This is a genomic window from Pseudomonas sivasensis, from assembly GCF_052938085.1.
Genome location: NZ_CP176442.1, coordinates 3,612,301 through 3,632,475 on the forward strand (window position 1 = coordinate 3,612,301; position 20,175 = coordinate 3,632,475).

The window sequence follows — 20,175 nt, forward strand, 5'->3', positions numbered from 1 at the left end:
TATCTTGACTGACACACCGCCATCGGGGGCAAGCCCCCTCCCACATTTGATTGCTTTGCACAGTGGGTCAGATCACAAACTTGGCCACCATCCCGTTCAAATCCACCGCCAGGCGTGACAGTTCATGGCTGGCAGCGCTGGTCTGGTTGGCTCCCGCCGCCGACTGGGTGGCCAGGTCGCGGATATTCACCAGGTTGCGGTCCACCTCGCGGGACACCTGAGCCTGTTCCTCCGAGGCGCTAGCGATCACCAGGTTGCGCTCGTTGATCAGGCTGATCGACTGGGTAATCTGCTCCAGCGCCACCCCGGCGGCGCGGGCCATTTCCAGGGTGCTTTGGGTACGTTGATTGCTCTGCTGCATCGATTGCACCGCTTCACCGGTGCCGTTCTGGATGCCGGCGACCATTTTTTCGATTTCCTGTGTCGACTGGGCGGTGCGGTGAGCCAGGGCCCGCACTTCGTCCGCCACCACCGCAAAGCCACGCCCGGCTTCACCGGCGCGGGCCGCTTCAATGGCAGCGTTGAGCGCCAGCAGGTTGGTCTGCTCAGCGATCGCGCGGATCACATCAAGCACCTTGCCGATATCGCGGCCCTGAGTGGCCAGGCCTTCGATCATCGCGGCGGTGTTCTGCACGTCCTGGGTCATGGTCTGGATCGCGCCGACGGTTTCCACCACCCGGTCGCGGCCTTCCCGTGCAGCCTGGTTCGACTGGCTGGACGCCTCAGAGGTGGACACCGCATTACGTGCCACTTCTTCGACTGCGGCGGTCATCTCGTTAACCGCGGTGGCCGCCTGATCGATTTCATTGTTCTGTTGCTGCAAGCCTTTGGAGGCTTCTTCGGTGACCGCGCTGAGTTCCTCCGCGGCAGACGCCAGTTGGGTGGCCGAACCGGCGATGTGCTGGATGGTCTGGCGCAGGTTCGCTTGCATCGCGGCCAGGGCGCCGATCAAGCGAGCCGGTTCGTCGTTGCCGTCGTCTGCGATGGTGCTGCTGAGGTTGCCGGCGGCGATGGTTTCGGCCACGGTCACGGCTTTGCGCAACGGCGTGACGATGCTGCGGGTCAGCAACCAGGCCAGTAATACGGTAAGCAACGCGGCGGCGACCGAGACCATAATCACGCCGGTGATGGCACTGTCGTACCCTCGCCCAGCTTCAGCGTCGGCGGTCTTGGCGTCAGCGGCGTTGATGGCAATCAACTTGTTCAGCTGTTCGCCCATCTGATCGGTGCCGTCCTTGATACGGGTGTTGATCAGCGCACGCATTTCATCGACCTTGCCTTGCCTGGACAGGGTCAGCATGTCGGCCTGGGCCTTGAGGTAGTTGTCCAGGGTCGTACCAAATGTCTTGTACAAAGCCGCCTCTTCCGGCCCGGCGGGCAGCGTGGCGTAACCGGCCTGGGCGGTCTTGACCTTGTCGGCCAACACACCGATGCGGGTTTCGGCTTCCTGCAAAGCGGCCGGTTCACGGTTGACCAGTACGCGAAAGGACAGGATGCGCAGGCGCAACACGTTTTCCGTGATCGTGCCCAGGTACGTCACGCTGGGCAGCAGGTTGGCACTCATGGCCACTGACGCCTCGCGAATCAGTGTCATGCGGTTGACCGCAAACACACCTAGAACAACCACTAACAACGCGATGAACGCGAAACCCAGAGAAGCACGAGGGGCGATATTCAGGTGACGGAGGGACATAGGCGAGACTCTCAGGAGTAGTGTTTGCGCGCGTCCCTGCCGCGAAACGATCCGCCGGTGTCAACGCACCGCTCAGACCTTGGCCCACTGTTGTTATTGAGGGGTGGGCCTATAAACGGTATCGGCCGGCTGCAGCATTTTATGCAGGGGGTTCATAAATATTTTTTTACACTTCTGACGACTAGCGGTTTCTGGCATCCTGCGCCTCCATTTTCTGACCCGAGCCCTCAACTTGTCTGACGCTCAAGCCCCCCGCCCGCGCTATAAATCCGACCTGATCTACGGCCTGGAAGACCGCCCACACTTCACCGCAGCGATCTTTGCCGCGTTGCAGCATGTGCTGGCGAGTTTCGTCGGCATCATCACCCCAACCCTGATCGTCGGCGGTGTGCTCGGGCTGGAAAGCGAAGTGCCGTACCTGGTGAGCATGGCGCTGTTTGTGTCGGGGCTCGGCACTTTTGTGCAGGCACGCAAGTTCGGCCCGATCGGTTCGGGGCTGCTGTGCCTGCAAGGCACCAGTTTTTCGTTTATCAGCGTGATCCTCAGCGCGGGTTTCATGGTCAAGGCCCGGGGCGGCGGCACCGATGAAATCCTTTCGACCATCTTTGGCATCTGCTTTTTCGCGGCGTTTATCGAAGTGGTCCTGAGCCAATTCATCGGCAAACTGCGCAAGCTGATCACCCCGGTGGTCACCGGCACCATCATTACCTTAATGGGCTTATCGCTGATCAAGGTGGCGGTCACCGACATGGCCGGCGGCTTCGGCGCCAGTGACCTGGGTGCCGCGAGCAATATGGGCCTGGCGGCGCTGGTGCTCGTGACCATCGTGGTGCTCAACCGCTTCAACAACCCGTTCCTGCGCCTGGGCTCGATCGTAATCGGCCTGACATTGGGCTTTGTGGTCGCCTGGTGGATGGGCCGCGTCGACCTGGCCGCCTTGCCCCACGTGCCCTTGATCAGCGTGCCGGTGCCGTTCAAGTACGGTTTCTCTTTCGACTGGGTGGCGTTTATCCCGGTGGCAGTGATCTTCCTGATTTCGCCGCTGGAAGCGGCGGGTGATCTGACAGCCAACTCAATGATTTCCCAGCAGCCGGTCAAGGGTCCGCTGTATATCAAGCGCATCAAGTCCGGCTTGCTGGCCGACGGCCTCAACTCGGCGATGGCGGCCACGTTCAACAGCCTGCCGATGGTGACCTTTGCGCAGAACAACGGCGTGATCCAGCTGACCGGCGTGGCCAGTCGCTACGTGGCGTACTTCATCGCGGGTTTACTGGTACTGCTGGGGCTGTTCCCGATGATCGGCGCGGTGCTGCAACTGATGCCCAAGCCGGTGCTGGGCGGCGCAACCCTGATCATGTTCGGCACCGTGGCCGTGGCCGGCATCAAGATCCTCGCCGAAGCCGGGCTGCACCGGCGCAATGTGCTGATCGTGGCGATCTCCCTGGGCATGGGCCTGGGCGTCGCCGCCGTGCCGGAAGTACTGCGTGACCTGCCCAAAGCCCTGCACAACATCTTCGAGTCGCCGATTACCGTGGGCGCGTTCTGTGCGATCCTGCTGAACATTTTCCTGCCGGAAGAGTTCATAGAACTGCAAGAAGATGAATTTGATCCGGAGTCCTCCACCCTCAAAGTGATGCAGGACCCGGACGTCACGAAATAGGAGCACTTTTGTATGCGCAAGCTCATGGTTCTATCACTGTTGCTGCTGACCTTGAGCGCCTGCGCGCTGTTCCCCAACCGCGACCCGGTCAACATCAATGTGGTGGGCATCGAGCCACTGCAAAGCCAGGAACTGGAAGTGCGCTTCGTCGTGAAACTGCGGGTGCAAAACCCCAATGAAACGGCGATCGACTACAACGGCGTGGCCCTGGACCTGGAGGTCAATGGCCGGCCGTTGGCGTCGGGTGTCAGTGATCAGGCCGGAAGCATCCCACGCTTTTCCGAGGCCGTTCTGAGGGTCCCCGTCAGCGTTTCTGCGTTCTCGGTGTTGCGCCAGACCCTGGGTCTGAGCCAGACCCAAAGCTTGAACAATCTGCCGTATGTGCTGCGCGGCAAACTCGCGGGTGGGCTGTTTGGCACGATGCGGTTTGTGGATCGCGGTACCCTGGACCTACCCAATACTGCCACTTGGTAAACCTGGAGTTTCTGCAACATGGATGCGTTGCCTACCCTTTACACCGAACGCCTGATTCTGCGCCCGCTGACGCTGGACGATGCGGACGCCGTCCAACAGCACTTTCCCCACTGGGACGTGGTGCGTTACCTCAACGCCCTCGTGCCCTGGCCCTACCCGGCCGACGGCGCCCTCGCCTATCTGCAAAACGTGGCCTTGCCGGCCATGGCACGGGGCGAGGAATGGCATTGGTCAATCCGCCTCAAAACCGCGCCTGAACAACTGATCGGCAATGTCAGCCTGATGGATGAAGTGGATAACAACCGTGGCTTCTGGCTGGCGCCCGCATGGCAAGGCCAGGGATTGATGACCGAAGCCAGCGCGGCGGTGACCGACTATTGGTTCGGCGTGCTGCAACGCCCCGTGATGCGTGTCCCCAAGGCCGCGCCCAACCTGGGGTCGCGGCGAATTTCCGAGCGTACGGGGATGCGCTTGATCAGGACCGATGAGGGGCAGTTTGTCGAAGGCACCTTCCCACGGGATATCTGGGAGATGACCCGCGAGGAGTGGTTGGAATCCCAATGACCCAAACGCTGAAATCAACTGTGGGAGGGGGCTGCCCCCGATGGCAGTGGGTCAGTCACACATGCACCCATTGACACAGCGTCTTCGCGAGCACGCCCGTTCCCACATTTAGACCCGGTTCAGTCTGTAACAAAGCGCACTCCCGGCTTGGCCCGCTCATCCACCGTCAACTCAAACACATCCGGGCGAGCGTAGTGCCCCACCACGTCATAGTCGTACCGCGCCTTCACCAAGTCATCGGTGTTGATCTGCGCCGTCAACAGCCCAGCCCCACCCAGCAACGGCCCCGCGAGGATGTCGCCCATGGGGCCGACAATCACACTGCCGCCAGCAATCAACGGACGGCCTGCTGGCCAGTTGGCAATCTCCAGCCCCAATGCCTCGGGCGAAGCTTGCACCTGGCACGCGCTCACCACAAAACAGCGCCCTTCATGGGCCACATGACGCATGCTCACCTGCCACATTTCGCGCTCATCCACTGTTGGCGCGCACCAGACCTCGACGCCCTTGGCGTACATCGCCGTGCGTAGCAGCGGCATCATGTTTTCCCAGCACACCGCTCCACCGAGACGCCCTACTGCGGAGTCGATCACTGGCAAGGTGGAGCCATCGCCCTTGCCCCAGATCAGCCGTTCGGTGCCGGTGGGCATCAGCTTGCGATGCTTGGCCACCAGACCACCCAAGGGTTCGAAATACAGCACGGTGCAATACAGCGTGCTGCCACTGCGCTCGATCACACCCAGGACCAAGCTGGCGCCGGTGCGCGCCGACAAGCCGGCCAGCGCCTCGGTTTCAGCGCCTGGGACATCAATAGCGTTGGCAAAGTAACGGGCAAACGCCTCGCGCCCCTCGGGCAGGCGGTAGCCCAGTTGTGTGCCGAAGCCTTCGCCTTTGGGATAGCCGCCCAACAGCGCCTCGGGCATGACCACCAATTGCGCGCCGCTGCGTTTGATCTCGTCCTCGTAGCCCAGGATTTGTTCAAGGGTTGCCGCCTTGCCGTCCGGCAACGAACCCAGTTGCAAAGCTGCCACAGTAGAAACAGGCATTACGATCACTCCGAATTAGGGGGGTTGCCCATTCTCCGGCCAGCCGTGATCATGAATAAAGCCCACCTCAGCACTGAATGATATGAGCCAAATGAATATCGCCCAGGTCGATCTGAACCTGCTGAAGACCTTCGAAGCGCTGCACGACGAATCCAGCGCCAGCCGCGCGGCATTGCGCCTGGGCGTCACGCAATCGGCCATCAGTGCGGGCTTGCGACGCTTGCGCGAGGTGTACGGCGACCCGCTGTTCGTGCGCACCGGCCGAGGCTTGGCGCCGACGTTGCGGGCCAATCAGTTAAAGCCGGTGATCAGCGAGGCGCTGGACCGTTGCCGGCAGAGCCTGGCGATGGTCAACCCGGATAACCCGCATTACCAAGGGCGTTCCGTGGTAGTGGGGTTGTCCGATGATTTCGAGATCGCCTACGGTCGCCGCTTAATGCAGGAGATCGCTCAACGTTTACCGAAACTGCGCGTGATCTTTCGCCAGACCCACAGCCAGATCGTGGCAGGCGCCCTGCTCGACCGCACGCTCGATCTGGCAATTACCGCCGGCGGGTTTGCGCAGAACCGTTTGAGTCGACAGGTATTGGCGGAAGGAGACTACCGTTGCCTGGTAGACCCCGGCAGTCTTGCGCCGGACCAGAACAGCATCGGCCTGGAAGAGTTCGTCAGCCGCGAGCATGTGCTGGTGTCGTCCGGCGGTTTTATTGGGATTACGGATGAGGGCCTTGCAGCGCTGGGGTTGAGCCGGCAGGTGTGTGCGTCGACCAGCCACTTTGCCGCGCTGCCGTTTTTGCTCAAGGGCAGCCACGCGGTTGCGACCATTCCGGGGCATGCGGCACAGGCGATCGCCGAGATGACAGGCCTGCGCGTACTGCCCTGCCCGGTGGCGCTGCCGCGCTACCCCGTGGAACTCGGCTGGCGGACACAGGCCCAGTTGGACCCTATGTTGCTCAAAGTACGTGAGGCGATTGCCGCCAGCTTTACTTCGCCGCTGCCATCAGCTTGTTGACTTCGCTGCGCACCATATTGGAAAACTCTGGCGGTGACATGCCATCAAGCTCTGCGCGGACCCACTCGGCCCACTTGCCCTTGCGCTTGGCACGCTCACCGAACAACCGCGCCGCTTCGCCCTTGGCCTTGCCCAGATTGGTTTGCCACAGGTCATAGAGGCGGGACTTTTCATCTTCCAGCTCGGCACGTTCGGCGAGGGTCTTGTTGGCGAGATTGAAGCTCATGTTGAATTACCTGCTGCACAAATAGGCGACATCTTACACTGTAGGTCGAAATTTCCTGATTCGGATTTTGGCTGGAACTGCGCTCAAGCAAAAAAACTGCAACTTTTGCCATCGCGCGATACTCCATTGTTCACTGTCACATTCACTCGCAAGGAGTCACACAATGGCCCGCAAAACTGCTGCCCAAGCTGTCGAAGACCAGATCAAGGATCAAGCCTTCAGCGAACTCACCGCGCTGATCGAAGAGTCGGACAAACTGCTCAAAAGCAGCGCCGCCCTGGTAGGCGAAGAAGGCGAAACCCTCCGTGAGCAGGTCGCGATCAAACTCAAGCAAGCCCTGGACTCAGTGTCCAACGTGCGCGAGCGTAGCAAGCCGGTGGTGGATGCAACCGAAACCTACATCGGTGGCCACCCGTGGCAAACCGTGGCCATTTCCGCAGGTTTTGGCCTGGTAGTGGGTTTGTTGCTGGGTCGTCGTAACTGATCAAGCAAGCGGCGCAATAGCAACCACACCGCTGATGCTATTGCGCCGTTGCCCTGGCTCTTGATCTGTCTGTGATCTTGATCTAAGGCCCCCCGACAAACGGCTATCGCTGACAAACCAGCGCCTACACTCAAGCTGCGCCAAACCCTTCTCAGTCAGTCACCAGCGCCTGTAATCGCGCCAGATCCTCAGCCTCCAGCTCAATCCCCACCTCCAACGACTTCGCCCGCGTGCGATGACGTCGATCCCCGGGCAACCTGCGCAACCCTGCCGCATGCATCTGCCGCACCAGTTCCTGGCTGCGCTCGGCAAAGCTTTGCCCAGCGGTTTTACTTGGGTCGATCACGATCAGCAACTGCCCAGTCCACGGCGTGCGGGCGCCTGGGTGATCTGCCCAATCAAACTCAAAGGAGAAGTTGCCTCCGGTCAACGCCGCCGCCAACAGCTCGACCATCATCGACAACGCCGACCCCTTGTGCCCGCCAAACGGCAGCAACGCGCCGCCTTCGAGCACGGCTTTAGGGTCAGTGGTGGGTTGGCCGAGGCTGTCGACGCCCATGCCCGGCGGCAATCGCTCGCCCTTGCGCGCGGCTATTTGCACGTCGCCATGGGCAATGGCGCTGGTGGCCAGGTCGAAGACAATGGGCGCGCCATCGGCACGCGGTGCGGCGAAGGCGATGGGGTTGGTGCCGAACAACGGGCGGTCGGCGCCATGGGGCACCACGCAGGTCATGCTGTTGACTACGCTCAGCGCCACCAGGCCTTCTTCGGCGAAGGGTTCGACGTCGGGCCACAGCGCCGCAAAGTGATGGGAGTTGTGAATCGCCAGCAACGCAATACCGGCGCTGCGGGCCTTGTCCACCAGCAAGCCACGCGCTGCCGCCAGGGCCGGCTGAGCGAACCCGTTGCCGGCGTCGACCCGCACGAAGCCGGACGCCACGTCGGTGACCACCGGCACCGCCTGGCCATTGACCCAGCCGCTGGCCAGGGTGCTGAGGTAACCAGGGATGCGGAAGATGCCGTGGCTGTGAGCGCCATCGCGCTCGGCGCTGGCGCAGTTGTGCGCAAGGATCGCCGCGACGTCGGGCGAGGTGCCGTGCTTGACGAAGATCGCCTGCAGCAACGCCTTCAGCTCGTTGAAACCCATGAATGCTGTAGCACTGTCGATGATCGGGGACTGGGCAGACATCTGTAGCTCCGATTTTATAATTGGAAGAGACAACAACAATCCAGACCCGTCGATTAAACAACGCCTCCTGTGCTTGCTGTCAACGTCCGCTTGCCGCCGAAGCAGTTATCTACCGCCCCGCCCCTGGCGCAAGCGCCTACCGTGGAGCCTCGTAACTGCCAGTTTGATGGAGCGAGCACCATGACGACGCTTTCCCCTCCGTACTTTTTCGACGAATTCCTGCTGCCTGCCGGGCGTAAACAGCCGACGCCACGGGAGCGGGCGTTGGGATTTACCGTCAAGGATCTGGAGTGGCTGCATACGCTTTACTACGCCACGGATGCAGCCCGCCAGGATGCGGCCCTGCACACGCACCCCATGCAGGTGGAGCGACTGCTGATCAACCGTCCTGGCAAACCCGCGCTGACCCTGACTGGCGCGTTCCTAATGAGTCCGACACCGGACGACAATAAAGCCGTGCTCTATACCCCCTACGGCGGGCTGGAGCTGTTCGACAGCCGCGCCGTGCTGCTTGCTGCGGTGCACGAGCGCTTGCAGTTGCCAACGCAGCGAGATGACCTGCTGTGCTTTATATCCATCGCTGAACGTGACGCGCTGCCGGTAGACGCGCCGGTAACAATCACCACCGCCATCATCCAGGGCGCGGTGATGCAGGATCAGGAGGACGCCATTATGGCCAGCCAGCAGCAGAACGTAGCTGCCCTACTCAATGAGCTGCGCAAGCTGCCGAGCCTGCACGGGATGCTTGATAGCCTGCTCGGCATCATGGCCCGTTCCTTCTTTCCTAAGTTGAAACAGGCCGACACGCGGGTGGATTTTTTCAGCCGCGCCTCGCAGCAAAAAGACCGTCGTTGGCTGGCCTCACTACCGTTGCGCGATGCACTGCTGCAGTTTTATGCCAAACAAGCCTGGCCCCAGGATCAAACTCATTCGTTCGTCAATATCGGCTACGACAGCAGCGCCTTGACCGCGGACCAACGCGCCCTCGACCAGCAGCGCTGGGACAGTGTGATCGAACAAACCAGCGGCATTCTTTCCTCGTTACTGAAAAGCCTGCTACAGACCTACTGGAACGAAGACGTCACCACGGGCCAGTCGCGCCTGACGTTTTGTGCGCGGGTGATGCGCGAAAAATTTCGCGCCGATCTGTTGCTCAAACGCCAAAACGCGATTGTCTCCACCCCAGAGAGCCAGCAACTGCGCGCCGCGTTCCTGCTGGACTCGGCCGCGAGCACAGCGCCCGCGGATGATTTGCGCATAGAAAAGGTGCGTATTCACGCGCCCTATCAACATTACGTCGACCTCGCCAGCACGTTGATGATCAGCAAGGCCCACACCTACCTCTACACCCAGTCCCGCGGTCTGCAAGTGCTCAAGGATCTGAACGACCTCAACGACACGCTGCTGGCGATGCTCAAGGCCGCCGGCCATCAGGATGAGCTGCTCAACTTTCTCTCGCTGGATGAACGCAGCGTGTATATCGGCATGGATCACGTTCAAGTCAGCGGGCAACCGATGCAGGGCGATGTCTTCCAGGACATGCTCGAAGACATCGTCGCCAAGCAGTTCGACAACCTTGAGCATGCCCTCGGCGTGTACCGCCGCAGCGCCAGCGACATCGACCTCGCCGCGCTGCTCGACCATGCGCTGGACGTGCGCACCCTGCTCGATAGCCGTCTGCTGGTGCAGGACGCCGGCGGGCGCTGGTCGGTACACCCCGTGTCCAGCGGCAATGGGCACCCCAGCACCGTGCTGGCGGAAACCGCCAAACGTCATCTCCAGCGCCTGCAAGCCGTTGAGACCGCCATGGCTATGGGGCGCAGCAAACATCCGACCTTGGGCGTGCTGGCGGCCCATGCGTTGGACCTGGAGCTGGCGAAAAGACAGCTGGCGCTCTACGCCGACGATGTCTGCATCAATACCTATGCCACCCCGGCTCAGGAACGTGAGGAGCGCTTGCCCGTGGCGTCTTCGAGCATGGTCGCGCACTTTATCGCGCGGGTGACCGGTCAGGCCGAAGCACTTACGCCCTTGGCCCTGACCTGGTTCTACGGCCTTCGCAGTGAAGGCGTCGCCCGGCAACTGCACAACCTGAGCATCGATAGCTTCAATGCCATCATCGAGCAGGTGATGAGCACCTTCGCCCAGCACGAGCTGCGCGAACTGCCGCACCTGCTGCTGGACAACAACCAGGCCCATCTAAGCCACGGCCTGTTGCAGGGGTTGAGCGGCGAGGCCGAGATGAGCCGGTTATACAAAAGTTTGTCGCCGCAGCAACTGGCGCTGCTCGACTGCGTGCTCAACGCCGACAGCCTGCGCAGCCGCGCCAGCCGTCACGGGCTCAACGGCTTCCTGCCGGACGCATACGCCCTGAGTCTCTGCAGTGACGCAGCCGCCCTGCCCCAGCCCCTGGCCAACTGTTTTGTACTGACCGAACGCGGAGGCCTGGACCCCGATCACTCCGGCGCGGCCCTGCTGTGGACCCCGCGCTCTGGGTTTGAGGCGTTTGCATCCATCCAGGCGCTGGGTGAGGTGCTGGGGCAACGCTTGCAAGATCCGCTGGTCTGCTGGCCCTTGCTCGAAAACCTGCCGGTATCCAGCCGCATGCCCCACCAGACCTACCGCTTGGGCCCGCTGCAACGCATTGACGATCATCTGCTGGATAACCGCCAACGCTCCTACAGCGCCTGGCTGCGCGACGAGATTGACCATCTGCTGGCAATGAAACCCGGCGTGCAGCGCTTCCAGGATTGCATGGACGCTTTGATCCGCCGCGCGCCACCGTCCAACCTGCCCAGGGCGATTGCCATGGCGCACGCGATGATCCACCAGCAGTCACTGCCGGTCTGGCTGGGCATGGCGTCGCCGGATGAACAGATACTGCACGCCGAACTGCTTGAGCAGTACCGCCTCAGCGCGCCGCAGGAGCGTGACTATCTGCACAGCATTACGCCCCTGCGCGAGCAGGTCGCTAACACGCTGACGAGCCTGCTCGATGCTCGCTTTGCCCAACAAGCGCTCAACCCCGATAACATCCTGATTCCCTGCCGTATTGACCTGGACGGCCACACGCAGACCCTCACCGATTTCGCCCTGCGGCACTTGCCGGACCTGCATGCCGAGCGCATCCGGCCAAGCTCGCGCACCGCCACGCCGTTACCGGCGGCGCTGGACGGCGATGCCGTCGTGCAACTGGTGCGCCAACTGGACTTGAAAGGCATCTACCAGCAACGGCTTATCACCCACCTCAAGCAACCAAGCGAAGACGCGCGCGCGCGGCGAACCCTGTTTTGCCGGCAGTTACCCTGGCAACTCCTGCAATACGCCCATGAGCAGATGCTCAATGAGCGACTGTCTGCCAACGCCTGGAGCCTCATCCAGCAAGTGTTTGACATGCCCGATGCAGTGGCGCGTGCCAGCGTGAGTGGCAGCTCGGCCACCGTCCGCCACTTGGAGTTGATCGCCACCGAAGGCGCAGCAAGCGCCAGGGCGCTGGGTTGCTACCTGATAGGTCCGCAGGCCGGCGCGTCCGGGCCGCTGGTGCTGTACGCGCCCTTCAGCCCCCAGCATTTGCTGAAGGAATTCGCCAGCGAAGCGGCACTGCTCAGTGAGTTCACCAACCCCGGCGCACTGCAGGACTGGATCGTGGGGCAACTGGAGGGGGCGCAGCGCGCCACATATCGCAACCTGCTGGACAAGGGCTGGCACGTCGGACTGGCAGAAATCACCCTCGGCGCAACGCCCATGGGCGGCAACCTGCTCAAGCAACTGTTTGAGGACAACGTGCAGATGCTGCTGCAGATGCTAGGCGCGCAGTTTGCCCCGTCGGGCAAGACCCATTGGGATGCGATCACTTGCCTGCTCACTCAGGAAATCCCCAACGGCCTCCAGTTCCTGGCCGGCAAACTGGCCTATCCGCTGGTGGTGTGGCGCAGCTATCAACTGTTCAAAGACTCCGCCGAAAACCTGCAGGCGCACCGCTGGAGGCACGCACTGAAAACCTTCGCCCTCGGCGTGGCTGAATTGGCCTCGTTGCGCAAAGCGCTGGACAGGCCCCTGCAACAGACGCCGCCACCTGCAGAGCAGCCCTCAGTGGAGCGGTGGCTGCAAGCGCCTGCCCCCGCAGCCGCCAACCTGGACGAGTTGGCAATAACCGCGCCCGAACGCACGCAGTTGCGCAGTTTTGAACACCACGATGACGCCCTCGGCGACTTGTCATTCAGCTCAGCCAACCAGGTGTACCGGGATGACACCACCTCGCGCAATTTCCTGCCGCTGGCGGGAAAAGTCTATCCGGTAAAACGCGCCGGCGAACGCTGGCGCCTGAGCAAGGGCGAGCGGCTGGGCCCCTATGTACAGCGCAACGCCCACGGCCAGTGGACGCTGGACCTTGACCGCCATCACCCACGCTACGGCAAAACCATAAGCCGCTACGCCGGCAAAATGAGCACACGCCTGGCCGAACGGGACGCCATCAACATTGAAGCCGTGGGCATGCGCGAGATCGCCGCGCTATCCAGTTGGAAGGCCCAGTGCATTGATGAAGCGCTAAATGTGGCGACTTACTATGCGGTGACCTGCAAGCGCAACTTGCTGCACTTCGCCACGCTTCGTGAACCGAGCAGCCGCCTGGGGCGTTTTTTCAGTGAATTTTTCGGCGTTGTCTCGCTGGCGCCCGAACAAGTGCGAAGGGTCGAGCGGCGCATTGACGAGGTGCTTGATGAGCTGATCAATCACACCCTGATCGGGCCCGACTCGATGCGGTTTGTCAGCGGCACCCATCGGTACAGCCCCCACGATTCCTTTGCCTTCGTCGTGCCCGACGATGCCGACCACAAGATCTACCTGCTGGACCGCTTCTTCGACCCGCCCATGGACATCTATCAGAACCGCCTGACCACGCCGTTCAACATCTGCGCCCATGCGCGCGCCACGGTGCTGATACACGAGATCACCCACATCAAATCCCTGACCGAAGACCTGGCTTACTTGGACAGCATGCGGCCCTTCCCGGACCTCATCAACGTTGCCATCAACGGCGCCACGCTGATGAAAACCGACCTGGATAACCTGCGGGATAACGCACTGTCGATCTCCACCCCTGCCAGCATGCTGTTCAGAACCTGGGATGCGTTTTCCCAGCAATCGGAGGATTTCGGCAGCCGCCGCTTGACCGCGCCGTTGCGCGATAAAGTCCTGAGCACCACCGGCGCCCGCACACTGGAGGAGGCGCGATCGGTGTTCATGAGCAACAGCGACAAGCGTATCGACACGATTCTGGCCAACGCCGACTCGGTGACCTGCATGATCAGCGAGCTGGGGCGCAGTCTGGATGCGGGAGCCTGAGCAGGCTCCCGGCGGGGTAGATCAGTCTTTCTGGTCGCGCAGGATATTGCCCGAAGCGCCGTCGATACGTGCTTCATAAACGGTGCCGTCGGACTTGCGCCCTTTGACTTCCCAATAACCGTTGTCGTCGGCTTCAGCGGCGTAGACCTCGACATAGCCTGCCTTGGTCTTGGCCACTTCGATGGCCTTCTCGATGGTGATCCAGCCCGCACCCGGTTTATCGGCCAGCGCGGCGCCGGCGCTGAGCAGCGCGGTGGTTGCACACAGGGCGACTAAGGTTTTCTTCAGCATTTTCGTTCTCCATTGTAGGAATGTCCTGAATTTTTTAGGTGCCTCCAAACGAGAATAAGTTCCAATTGATGTGCAATCGCCATGATGGATGTTCTCGCGATGCACCCTGGGGGTTAGAATGTGGGAAATCAGGATGAGTTAATGAGCGAAAAGTCCCTTTCAGAAGCCGAATATGACGCCATCACCGACGCCGCTGCGCATTGGTGCATGCGTATGCATGCAAGTGATTGCACCCCCGGTGAACGTAAGGCTTTTGCCCAATGGCACGATTGCGACCCGCTGCACGCCTTCGAATACGCCGCGATGCTGGAAATCTGGGACGTCGCCGACCATCTGCCCCGCCACGAACCCACCGCCTTGGTGGTGCCGTTCAAACCGCGCAGTCGGCTACGTACCTACGCCGCCGCGGCAGCCATATGCCTGGCAGCCTTACCGGTGGCGGCCTTTACCGGTTGGGAAGCGGGCTGGCTGCCCAATGCCTACGAGCGCTTTGAAGCCGCCGATGGTTTGCGCCAGGTGACGTTGGGGGATGGCAGTCAAGTGGAGCTGAACCTCGGCACTGAACTGGTCTACAGCAACTACAAGGACCAACGTCGGGTCACGCTGAAAAAGGGCGAAGCGTTTTTCAAAGTCAGCCACGACCGTGAGCATCCGTTCGTCGTGCGTGCCGGCGAAGGCCAGGTGCAGGTGACGGGCACGCAATTCAATGTGTGGAAATACGGCGATCAGGTGCGGGTCATGCTGCTTGAAGGCGCAGTCCAGATTTCCAGCGACCGGATCCACGGCAGCGTGCCGCTTACCCCCGGGATGCAGGCCAGCTATCAACTGGGCGACGCCACACCGCGTGTCGCCACGATCAGCCCCAACGACAGCGCGCTGGCCTGGCGCCAGGGCAAGCTGATCCTCGACAACCTGGCCCTGGTCGACGCGTTGCCGCTGATCAACCGCTACCTGAACAAACCGGTGATGCTCGCAGATGCCAGCACCGGGGCGATTCGCATTGGCGGGATCTACAACATCAATGAAGTCAATAACCTCATCCCCTCCCTGCCCAAGGTGCTGCCGGTCTACCTGACCCAGAACCAGGATGGCAACCCCGTGCTCAACTCCATTCCGCGTCAATCCCCCAAAGGCTGAGCCTGATCCACATCCCCGGGCCTCTTTGCGCCCGCAGTGTCCATTTTTGAAACACACGGCGCCTCTGAAGCGCCCGTACTGTGCGGATTCATCGATTTGTCATGGGCGGTGTTACAGCGGTGATACAACAGGGTGAATCGTTTGTGGTACGGCCGCGTGCGCGTGCCGTGACCGCAGGTGTATCAGCCATGAAACAGCACTGACATCACTTTGCCCTCGATTCATTCCAACCTATTGAAAATAAACACTAAATAAAAAGCGGCACGGCTTCTGCTCTATCCCTTACAGCGCTGTTTAGGGTCAGCGCGAAGAATAGGGAATGCCGCCGTGATCACACTCACTCAAGGTCCGATGAACGTACTGCTGATCAGCTGTGTACTCAGCGTCGGCATCAGTGTTCCAAGCTTTGCAGGCGATGGCGTGATCGTGACAGGGCGCAACGTACAGGCTCACATGTACGGTCGCGCCGCCTTCGGTAAAGACCCCTACCCCACCACGGCCAACGCCAATCCCAGCCGCGACATCATCGGTGCAACCGGCGAGCTCAGTGATATGGATATCGGCGGCATCAGCAGCGGCTCCAGCATCGTCGGCGCGATTCCGACGAACAACACCTTGACCGGCCTGCATGCCACGCAAAACAGCATGTCCACCCTGGGGGCCGGCTCTGCCGCCGGCCACGGTGCGGGCAGCAGCATGGGTGGACAGATCAGCGACTCGATCCAGCGCGGCATGGCGCCGCTGAACAACATCGGCAGCATGATGGGGGGCAAGTAATGAACCGCTCCCTGCTCGTTCTCGCCCTGCTGGCCGCCGCTCCGGTCTTCGCCGACAACACCGCGGTGATCAACAACAGCGGCCAACAATACGAAGGTGTCGTGTCGATCAACCAGGCGGCCGGCAACCAGCAACAAATGTCCAACAGCCGTGCCATTGCGCTCGGTGGCCAGGCCACCAACGTCAACATCCAGCGCCAGAACGGCAGCGTCGACCCGTCCCTGAACGCCAAAGCGGCGATTCATGGCACCTCTTTTACCAACGGCAACGGTGTGCTGGGTATCAACCAGTCGGCCGGGGCCAATAACCAATCAGTCAATGCCGTGCGGATCAGCATCAACCCTGGCCCGCAAAGCATTGATGACAGCGTCCTGTTGCAACAGAACTCGACGCAGTTGACCGACTCAGGGCTCACCCCCACCACTGGCAGCCGCCAGGTCGCTACCAGCGACCAGGCCTTCACAGGCAGCCGAGGAGTGATTCAGGTGAACCAGAGTGCCGGGGTGGGGAACCGAGTGGCTAACACCCTAGGCATCACTATCAAGTAAACGCTTGGTAGTACTCGTTAGACCGTACCAACACTTAACCAACTAATTAGAAGCAAGGATAAACACCATGAAACCTCAAATGGCTCTGAAACCAATGGTTTTCGCTCTCGCCGCACTCATGGCTGCTGCTGCTCAGGCAGGTGGCTGGCACCCTGCGCCTCAACCAACTGGTGTGGTTGCGTCCGTGGTTACCGATGTACAAAACAGCGTAGGCAACAAGTTCGACGACACCAAAACCGAAAACAATGCCTCTGCCGATAACTCGGTAAACGGCAACAGCGGCAACACCGGTGTTAACGTTCAGTCGGGCAGCGGTAACCAGGGGGACAACTCCGGCGCCATCTCCAGCGCCAAGGGTGACTTTGCAACAGTATTCGCTGTCGTCGATGTCAATCAAAACAGCGCGCTGAACAACTTCGTCAACAAAGGCACCCAGAACAACGCCTCTGCGGATAACTCCCTTAACGGTAACTCCGGCAACCTGGGTTACAACGGCCAGGCCGGTCAAGGCAACCAGGGTAAAAACAACCTGGCAATCACCACTGCTGATGGCAAAAACATCGCAGCGGCCGCCAACACCGAGCAAAACTCCCTCGCCAACAGCTACCTGAACACTGCCGCTACCAGCTACGGGTATGGCCATGGCAAGGCTCAATACGTGTCCAACAACTCCAGCCTCGACAACTCGGTTAACCGCAACTCCGGCAACGTGGGTGTGAACCTGCAATCCGGCGGCGGCAACCAAGGCAGCAACAGCCTGTCGATCGGTCAAGGTTGCACCGTCTGCGCCAGCGGCGTGCGCTTCTGATCCAACGGGGCCTTGGCAACAAGGCCCTTTTTTATTCCAGTGTCCAGCAGGTCACACGATCATGCGCGTCGCGACCCTCACCCTCCTGATGTTACTCACCGGCCCAACGTGGGCAGGCAACATGGCGATCTCCGCCCTGCCTGGCGGTGCAGTGATCTACAAGAAGGTCGAGAGTATTCGTGAGCGCCGGTTCGCCAACCTGGTGGAACAGAAAACCGATTTCAGCTGCGGTGCTGCGGCACTCGCCACCATTCTGCGCCAGGGTTACTGGCTGGACGTGGACGAAGATCACGTCATCAAAGGCATGTTGGTCAATGCAGACCAGGACCTGGTACGTACCCAGGGCTTTTCCATGCTGGACATGAAGCGCTACCTCGAAAGCATCGGCATGCGTGCCCGGGGCTACAAGATCGGACCAGAGACCCTGGTCACCGTGAAGATCCCTGTGGTGGTGCTGTTGGAAATTCGTGGCTACAAGCACTTCGTGGTGATGCAGCGCGCCGACAAGGACTGGGTCTATATCGGCGACCCGGTATTGGGCCACAAGCGCTATTCGCGTGACGACTTCCTCAAGGGCTGGAATGGCATCGTCTTCGCTGTGCTGGGTGAAGGTTACGACAAGGCCAATGCCTTGCTCGACCCGCCTACTCCGCTGACCGCCAAGAACCAGTTGAATGAGTTCAGGCCCGTAGGCGATGCCGAGCTGATGGACTTCGGTTTTATCCAGAGCGACTTCTTCTAAGAAGCGCAATAAGGGGCAGGACGCTCCAGGAGCAGAAGATGAACACTTCCCGTTGGCTGACGGTCATGTGTCTGGCAGCCTCAATGCCCGCTTATGCTTCATCGGGGTTCAAACCGATCGAACTCAAGGATTCGGAAATGGCCGACCTGCGCGGCCGCTACGTCATGCCGGGGCGCATCATTAGCTTCGGCATTGTCATGAGCAGCACGTGGACCAACGCCGTGGGTGACACCATCACCGGCAAGGCCAGCATGCAGGTCGACTCGTCGACCATCACCCCACAATTCTACGTACAGACCACCGGCTCGACCGGCAACGGGACCAACCCGAACACCGGCACCGGCACAGTCACAGGCGGCGCCGGGCTGGGCAGTGGCCAAGGCGTGACCCAGAGCGTGCGAACCGCTGGCGATGGCAACACCGCCTATAACAACGTAGGCATTACCGTCGAGAACGGCTTCGCGCCTTCCAACGCAGTGCAATCGGGGCAAGTACTGGTCGCCGGCGGTACCGTTACCGGGGACAGCGCAGCAGGTCGAGTCAGTGTGTCGGCCAACAATGGCGGCTTGCAGATGGCGATCCAGGCCAACCATAACCAGGGCAACAGTTTGCAGCAGATCGGCGGCGGTACTGTGCTGCAAGGTACGGTTTTGACCGGCAACACCAACTTCGTCAACAACATGACCCAGCTCAACGTCGTGATGAATAACAACGGTTTGAACAACGGTGCGCTGAACTGCAACTTGGACCAACTCAAAGGCCTACGCACCCTCGGTTATTGAACTACGCTGACCCTCGACACTTACGCATTAGAAAAGGACGGCTTATTTCATGCATCGATCGTTATCGCTTCATGCGGTGGTCTGTTTAAGTACGCTCTTGCCTGCATCCGTTCTGTATGCCGCGCCAGACGCCGATATAGAAACGCTCAAACAGGAACTTCTAGAACTCAAGCAGCGGTATGACGTTCAGCAAAAAGCTTTGGCGGTACTGGAACAACGGGTACGACAGGTCGAAGATCAACCGTCGGCACCGGCGCCCAAGCGCCTGGCCAAATCGCCGGCAGACTTTCAGAAAGCCAGTGGTGCAACGGTCGCAGGCACGGGCGCCGCAGCAGCATCCGGCGGCGCCGGTGGTGGTGGCGGGAGTTCCTACGGCCAGTCCCTCAAGGACGACTCGGCCCCTGCGCAAAGTGTGAGTAACCTCTATAACGAAGCCAGCGGCTTTTTCGGGAATGGCAAGTTCAGCTTTGAAACCGGCATTACCTATGCCCGTTACGATGCTCGCCAGTTGACCCTCAACGGCTTCCTGGCGCTGGACTCGATTTTCCTCGGCAATATCAACCTGGACCGGATCAAGTCCGATAACTGGACCCTAGACCTGACCGGGCGCTACAACTTCGATAATCGCTGGCAGTTCGACGTGAACGTGCCCGTGGTGTACCGCGACTCCACCTACCAGTCCGCCGGCGCCGGCAACAACGGCACGGCGACGTCGGAAGCCTCGGTCACGCGCGACCCGACCATCGGCGACGTCAACTTTGGTGTGGCGTACAAATTCCTCGACGAAACGCCCAATCTGCCGGACGCCGTGGTGTCGGTGCGGGTCAAGGCGCCTACGGGTAAAGAACCGTTTGGTATCAAACTGGTCAACACACCCGGCAACGACAACCTGTTCGTGCCGGAAAGCCTGCCTACGGGTAACGGGGTCTGGTCGGTCACGCCGGGGATTTCCCTGGTCAAGACCTTCGACCCGGCGGTGTTGTTTGGCTCGCTGTCGTACACCCACAACTTCGAGGGTTCGTTCGACGACATCAGCAGTGACGTCAACCAGAAGGTCGGCGGCAAGGTCAGCCTGGGCGACAGCTTCCAGTTTGGCGTTGGTGTGGCCTTTGCCCTCAACGAGAAGATGAGTATGTCGTTCTCGGTGTCGGACCTGGTGCAGCGCAAGAGTCGGCTCAAGCCTAATGGCGGCGACTGGCAGTCGGTGGTGTCCAGTGATGCGAACGCCGGGTACTTCAACGTGGGGATGACGATCGCGGCATCGGATAATTTGACGATCGTGCCGAACCTGGCGATTGGGATGACGGATGATGCGCCGGACTTTACGTTTAGCCTGAAGTTTCCGTATTACTTTTAACTGATCCGACGGCGTATTCCTGAGGCGAAGGAGCTTGCT

General features: G+C 60.7%; 18 protein-coding genes. 13 read left to right on the forward strand and 5 right to left on the reverse strand.

The window, feature by feature from the left end:
* Window positions 1-67 precede the first annotated feature (67 nt).
* Complete coding sequence (locus tag ACKZ62_RS16795) at window positions 68-1,693, reverse strand: methyl-accepting chemotaxis protein (RefSeq protein WP_032887031.1); 1,626 nt, start codon at window positions 1,691-1,693, stop codon at window positions 68-70.
* 232 nt (window positions 1,694-1,925) lie between these two features.
* Here ACKZ62_RS16795 and ACKZ62_RS16800 point away from each other — a divergent pair, with 232 nt between their 5' ends.
* Genes ACKZ62_RS16800 through ACKZ62_RS16810 form a run of 3 tightly spaced genes read left to right on the forward strand, consistent with a single transcriptional unit; the run spans window position 1,926 to window position 4,391 of the window.
* The gene (locus ACKZ62_RS16800) at window positions 1,926-3,353 is read left to right on the forward strand and encodes a nucleobase:cation symporter-2 family protein (protein ID WP_099602898.1); all 1,428 of its coding nucleotides are present in this window, start codon (window positions 1,926-1,928) and stop codon (window positions 3,351-3,353) included.
* A gap of 12 nt (window positions 3,354-3,365) precedes the next feature.
* Entirely contained in the window at window positions 3,366-3,827 is a 462-nt protein-coding gene (locus ACKZ62_RS16805; RefSeq protein ID WP_032887033.1) for an LEA/WHy family protein, read from the forward strand.
* An 18-nt stretch (window positions 3,828-3,845) separates the two neighbouring features.
* Window positions 3,846-4,391 (forward strand): GNAT family N-acetyltransferase, encoded by a 546-nt coding sequence (locus ACKZ62_RS16810; protein WP_032887035.1) that lies wholly within the window; start codon window positions 3,846-3,848, stop codon window positions 4,389-4,391.
* 119 nt (window positions 4,392-4,510) lie between these two features.
* On the opposite strand, the gene ACKZ62_RS16815 is transcribed toward ACKZ62_RS16810, so the two are convergent.
* Window positions 4,511-5,437, reverse strand: coding sequence for a carbon-nitrogen hydrolase family protein (locus ACKZ62_RS16815; RefSeq protein ID WP_447095550.1), 927 nt, complete (start codon window positions 5,435-5,437; stop codon window positions 4,511-4,513).
* A gap of 91 nt (window positions 5,438-5,528) precedes the next feature.
* On the opposite strand from ACKZ62_RS16815, the gene ACKZ62_RS16820 reads away from it, so the two are divergent.
* Window positions 5,529-6,449: a LysR family transcriptional regulator gene (locus tag ACKZ62_RS16820; RefSeq protein WP_179179149.1), complete on the forward strand. Its 921-nt coding sequence runs from the start codon at window positions 5,529-5,531 to the stop codon at window positions 6,447-6,449.
* Here the strand turns inward: ACKZ62_RS16820 and ACKZ62_RS16825 are convergent.
* Entirely contained in the window at window positions 6,421-6,675 is a 255-nt protein-coding gene (locus ACKZ62_RS16825) for a hypothetical protein (RefSeq protein WP_003190904.1), read from the reverse strand. The two genes, ACKZ62_RS16820 and ACKZ62_RS16825, sit on opposite strands and share 29 nt — an antisense overlap.
* A gap of 163 nt (window positions 6,676-6,838) precedes the next feature.
* Here ACKZ62_RS16825 and ACKZ62_RS16830 point away from each other — a divergent pair, with 163 nt between their 5' ends.
* Complete coding sequence (locus ACKZ62_RS16830; protein ID WP_032887039.1) at window positions 6,839-7,159, forward strand: ElaB/YgaM/YqjD family protein; 321 nt, start codon at window positions 6,839-6,841, stop codon at window positions 7,157-7,159.
* Between the two features lie 151 nt (window positions 7,160-7,310).
* Here ACKZ62_RS16830 and ACKZ62_RS16835 read toward each other — a convergent pair whose 3' ends face one another.
* Window positions 7,311-8,348, reverse strand: coding sequence for an Ldh family oxidoreductase (locus ACKZ62_RS16835; RefSeq protein WP_095185901.1), 1,038 nt, complete (start codon window positions 8,346-8,348; stop codon window positions 7,311-7,313).
* A gap of 180 nt (window positions 8,349-8,528) precedes the next feature.
* Between ACKZ62_RS16835 and ACKZ62_RS16840 the strand changes: the two genes are divergently transcribed.
* Window positions 8,529-13,694: a dermonecrotic toxin domain-containing protein gene (locus ACKZ62_RS16840; RefSeq protein ID WP_447095551.1), complete on the forward strand. Its 5,166-nt coding sequence runs from the start codon at window positions 8,529-8,531 to the stop codon at window positions 13,692-13,694.
* Between the two features lie 21 nt (window positions 13,695-13,715).
* Here ACKZ62_RS16840 and ACKZ62_RS16845 read toward each other — a convergent pair whose 3' ends face one another.
* Window positions 13,716-13,985: a PepSY domain-containing protein gene (locus ACKZ62_RS16845; protein WP_016979404.1), complete on the reverse strand. Its 270-nt coding sequence runs from the start codon at window positions 13,983-13,985 to the stop codon at window positions 13,716-13,718.
* A 141-nt stretch (window positions 13,986-14,126) separates the two neighbouring features.
* Between ACKZ62_RS16845 and ACKZ62_RS16850 the strand changes: the two genes are divergently transcribed.
* The 7 genes from ACKZ62_RS16850 to ACKZ62_RS16880 all read left to right on the forward strand — a co-directional run bounded on the left by ACKZ62_RS16850 (window position 14,127) and on the right by ACKZ62_RS16880 (window position 20,136).
* A complete protein-coding gene (locus ACKZ62_RS16850) occupies window positions 14,127-15,122 on the forward strand; it encodes a FecR family protein (protein WP_447095552.1) in 996 nt (331 codons plus the stop codon).
* A gap of 327 nt (window positions 15,123-15,449) precedes the next feature.
* Entirely contained in the window at window positions 15,450-15,899 is a 450-nt protein-coding gene (locus ACKZ62_RS16855; RefSeq protein ID WP_032887045.1) for a fibril amyloid chaperone protein FapA, read from the forward strand.
* Entirely contained in the window at window positions 15,899-16,447 is a 549-nt protein-coding gene (locus ACKZ62_RS16860; protein WP_032887046.1) for a fibril amyloid subunit FapB, read from the forward strand. The genes ACKZ62_RS16855 and ACKZ62_RS16860 overlap by 1 nt, the downstream gene beginning before the upstream one ends.
* A 67-nt stretch (window positions 16,448-16,514) precedes the next feature.
* On the forward strand, window positions 16,515-17,255 hold the full coding sequence (locus ACKZ62_RS16865) for an amyloid-like fimbrin subunit FapC (RefSeq protein WP_447095553.1): 741 nt from the start codon (window positions 16,515-16,517) through the stop codon (window positions 17,253-17,255).
* Between the two features lie 61 nt (window positions 17,256-17,316).
* Entirely contained in the window at window positions 17,317-17,997 is a 681-nt protein-coding gene (locus tag ACKZ62_RS16870) for a fibril amyloid maturation endopeptidase FapD (RefSeq protein ID WP_122764295.1), read from the forward strand.
* 38 nt (window positions 17,998-18,035) lie between these two features.
* Window positions 18,036-18,779: a fibril amyloid subunit FapE gene (locus ACKZ62_RS16875; RefSeq protein WP_095185906.1), complete on the forward strand. Its 744-nt coding sequence runs from the start codon at window positions 18,036-18,038 to the stop codon at window positions 18,777-18,779.
* 49 nt (window positions 18,780-18,828) lie between these two features.
* Window positions 18,829-20,136 carry a fibril amyloid transporter FapF gene (locus tag ACKZ62_RS16880; RefSeq protein WP_032887051.1) on the forward strand — a complete coding sequence of 436 codons (1,308 nt, stop codon included), beginning with the start codon at window positions 18,829-18,831 and terminating at the stop codon, window positions 20,134-20,136.
* Window positions 20,137-20,175 lie beyond the last annotated feature (39 nt).

Coding starts and splice junctions, on each gene's coding strand:
- ACKZ62_RS16880 (WP_032887051.1), top strand. CDS start 18,829: ATGCATCGATCGTTATCGCTTCATGCGGTGGTCTGTTTAAGTACGCTC.
- ACKZ62_RS16845 (WP_016979404.1), bottom strand. CDS start 13,985: ATGCTGAAGAAAACCTTAGTCGCCCTGTGTGCAACCACCGCGCTGCTC.
- ACKZ62_RS16825 (WP_003190904.1), bottom strand. CDS start 6,675: ATGAGCTTCAATCTCGCCAACAAGACCCTCGCCGAACGTGCCGAGCTG.
- ACKZ62_RS16820 (WP_179179149.1), top strand. CDS start 5,529: ATGAATATCGCCCAGGTCGATCTGAACCTGCTGAAGACCTTCGAAGCG.
- ACKZ62_RS16870 (WP_122764295.1), top strand. CDS start 17,317: ATGCGCGTCGCGACCCTCACCCTCCTGATGTTACTCACCGGCCCAACG.
- ACKZ62_RS16815 (WP_447095550.1), bottom strand. CDS start 5,437: ATGCCTGTTTCTACTGTGGCAGCTTTGCAACTGGGTTCGTTGCCGGAC.
- ACKZ62_RS16795 (WP_032887031.1), bottom strand. CDS start 1,693: ATGTCCCTCCGTCACCTGAATATCGCCCCTCGTGCTTCTCTGGGTTTC.
- ACKZ62_RS16860 (WP_032887046.1), top strand. CDS start 15,899: ATGAACCGCTCCCTGCTCGTTCTCGCCCTGCTGGCCGCCGCTCCGGTC.
- ACKZ62_RS16830 (WP_032887039.1), top strand. CDS start 6,839: ATGGCCCGCAAAACTGCTGCCCAAGCTGTCGAAGACCAGATCAAGGAT.
- ACKZ62_RS16850 (WP_447095552.1), top strand. CDS start 14,127: ATGAGCGAAAAGTCCCTTTCAGAAGCCGAATATGACGCCATCACCGAC.
- ACKZ62_RS16840 (WP_447095551.1), top strand. CDS start 8,529: ATGACGACGCTTTCCCCTCCGTACTTTTTCGACGAATTCCTGCTGCCT.
- ACKZ62_RS16865 (WP_447095553.1), top strand. CDS start 16,515: ATGAAACCTCAAATGGCTCTGAAACCAATGGTTTTCGCTCTCGCCGCA.
- ACKZ62_RS16810 (WP_032887035.1), top strand. CDS start 3,846: ATGGATGCGTTGCCTACCCTTTACACCGAACGCCTGATTCTGCGCCCG.
- ACKZ62_RS16875 (WP_095185906.1), top strand. CDS start 18,036: ATGAACACTTCCCGTTGGCTGACGGTCATGTGTCTGGCAGCCTCAATG.
- ACKZ62_RS16805 (WP_032887033.1), top strand. CDS start 3,366: ATGCGCAAGCTCATGGTTCTATCACTGTTGCTGCTGACCTTGAGCGCC.
- ACKZ62_RS16835 (WP_095185901.1), bottom strand. CDS start 8,348: ATGTCTGCCCAGTCCCCGATCATCGACAGTGCTACAGCATTCATGGGT.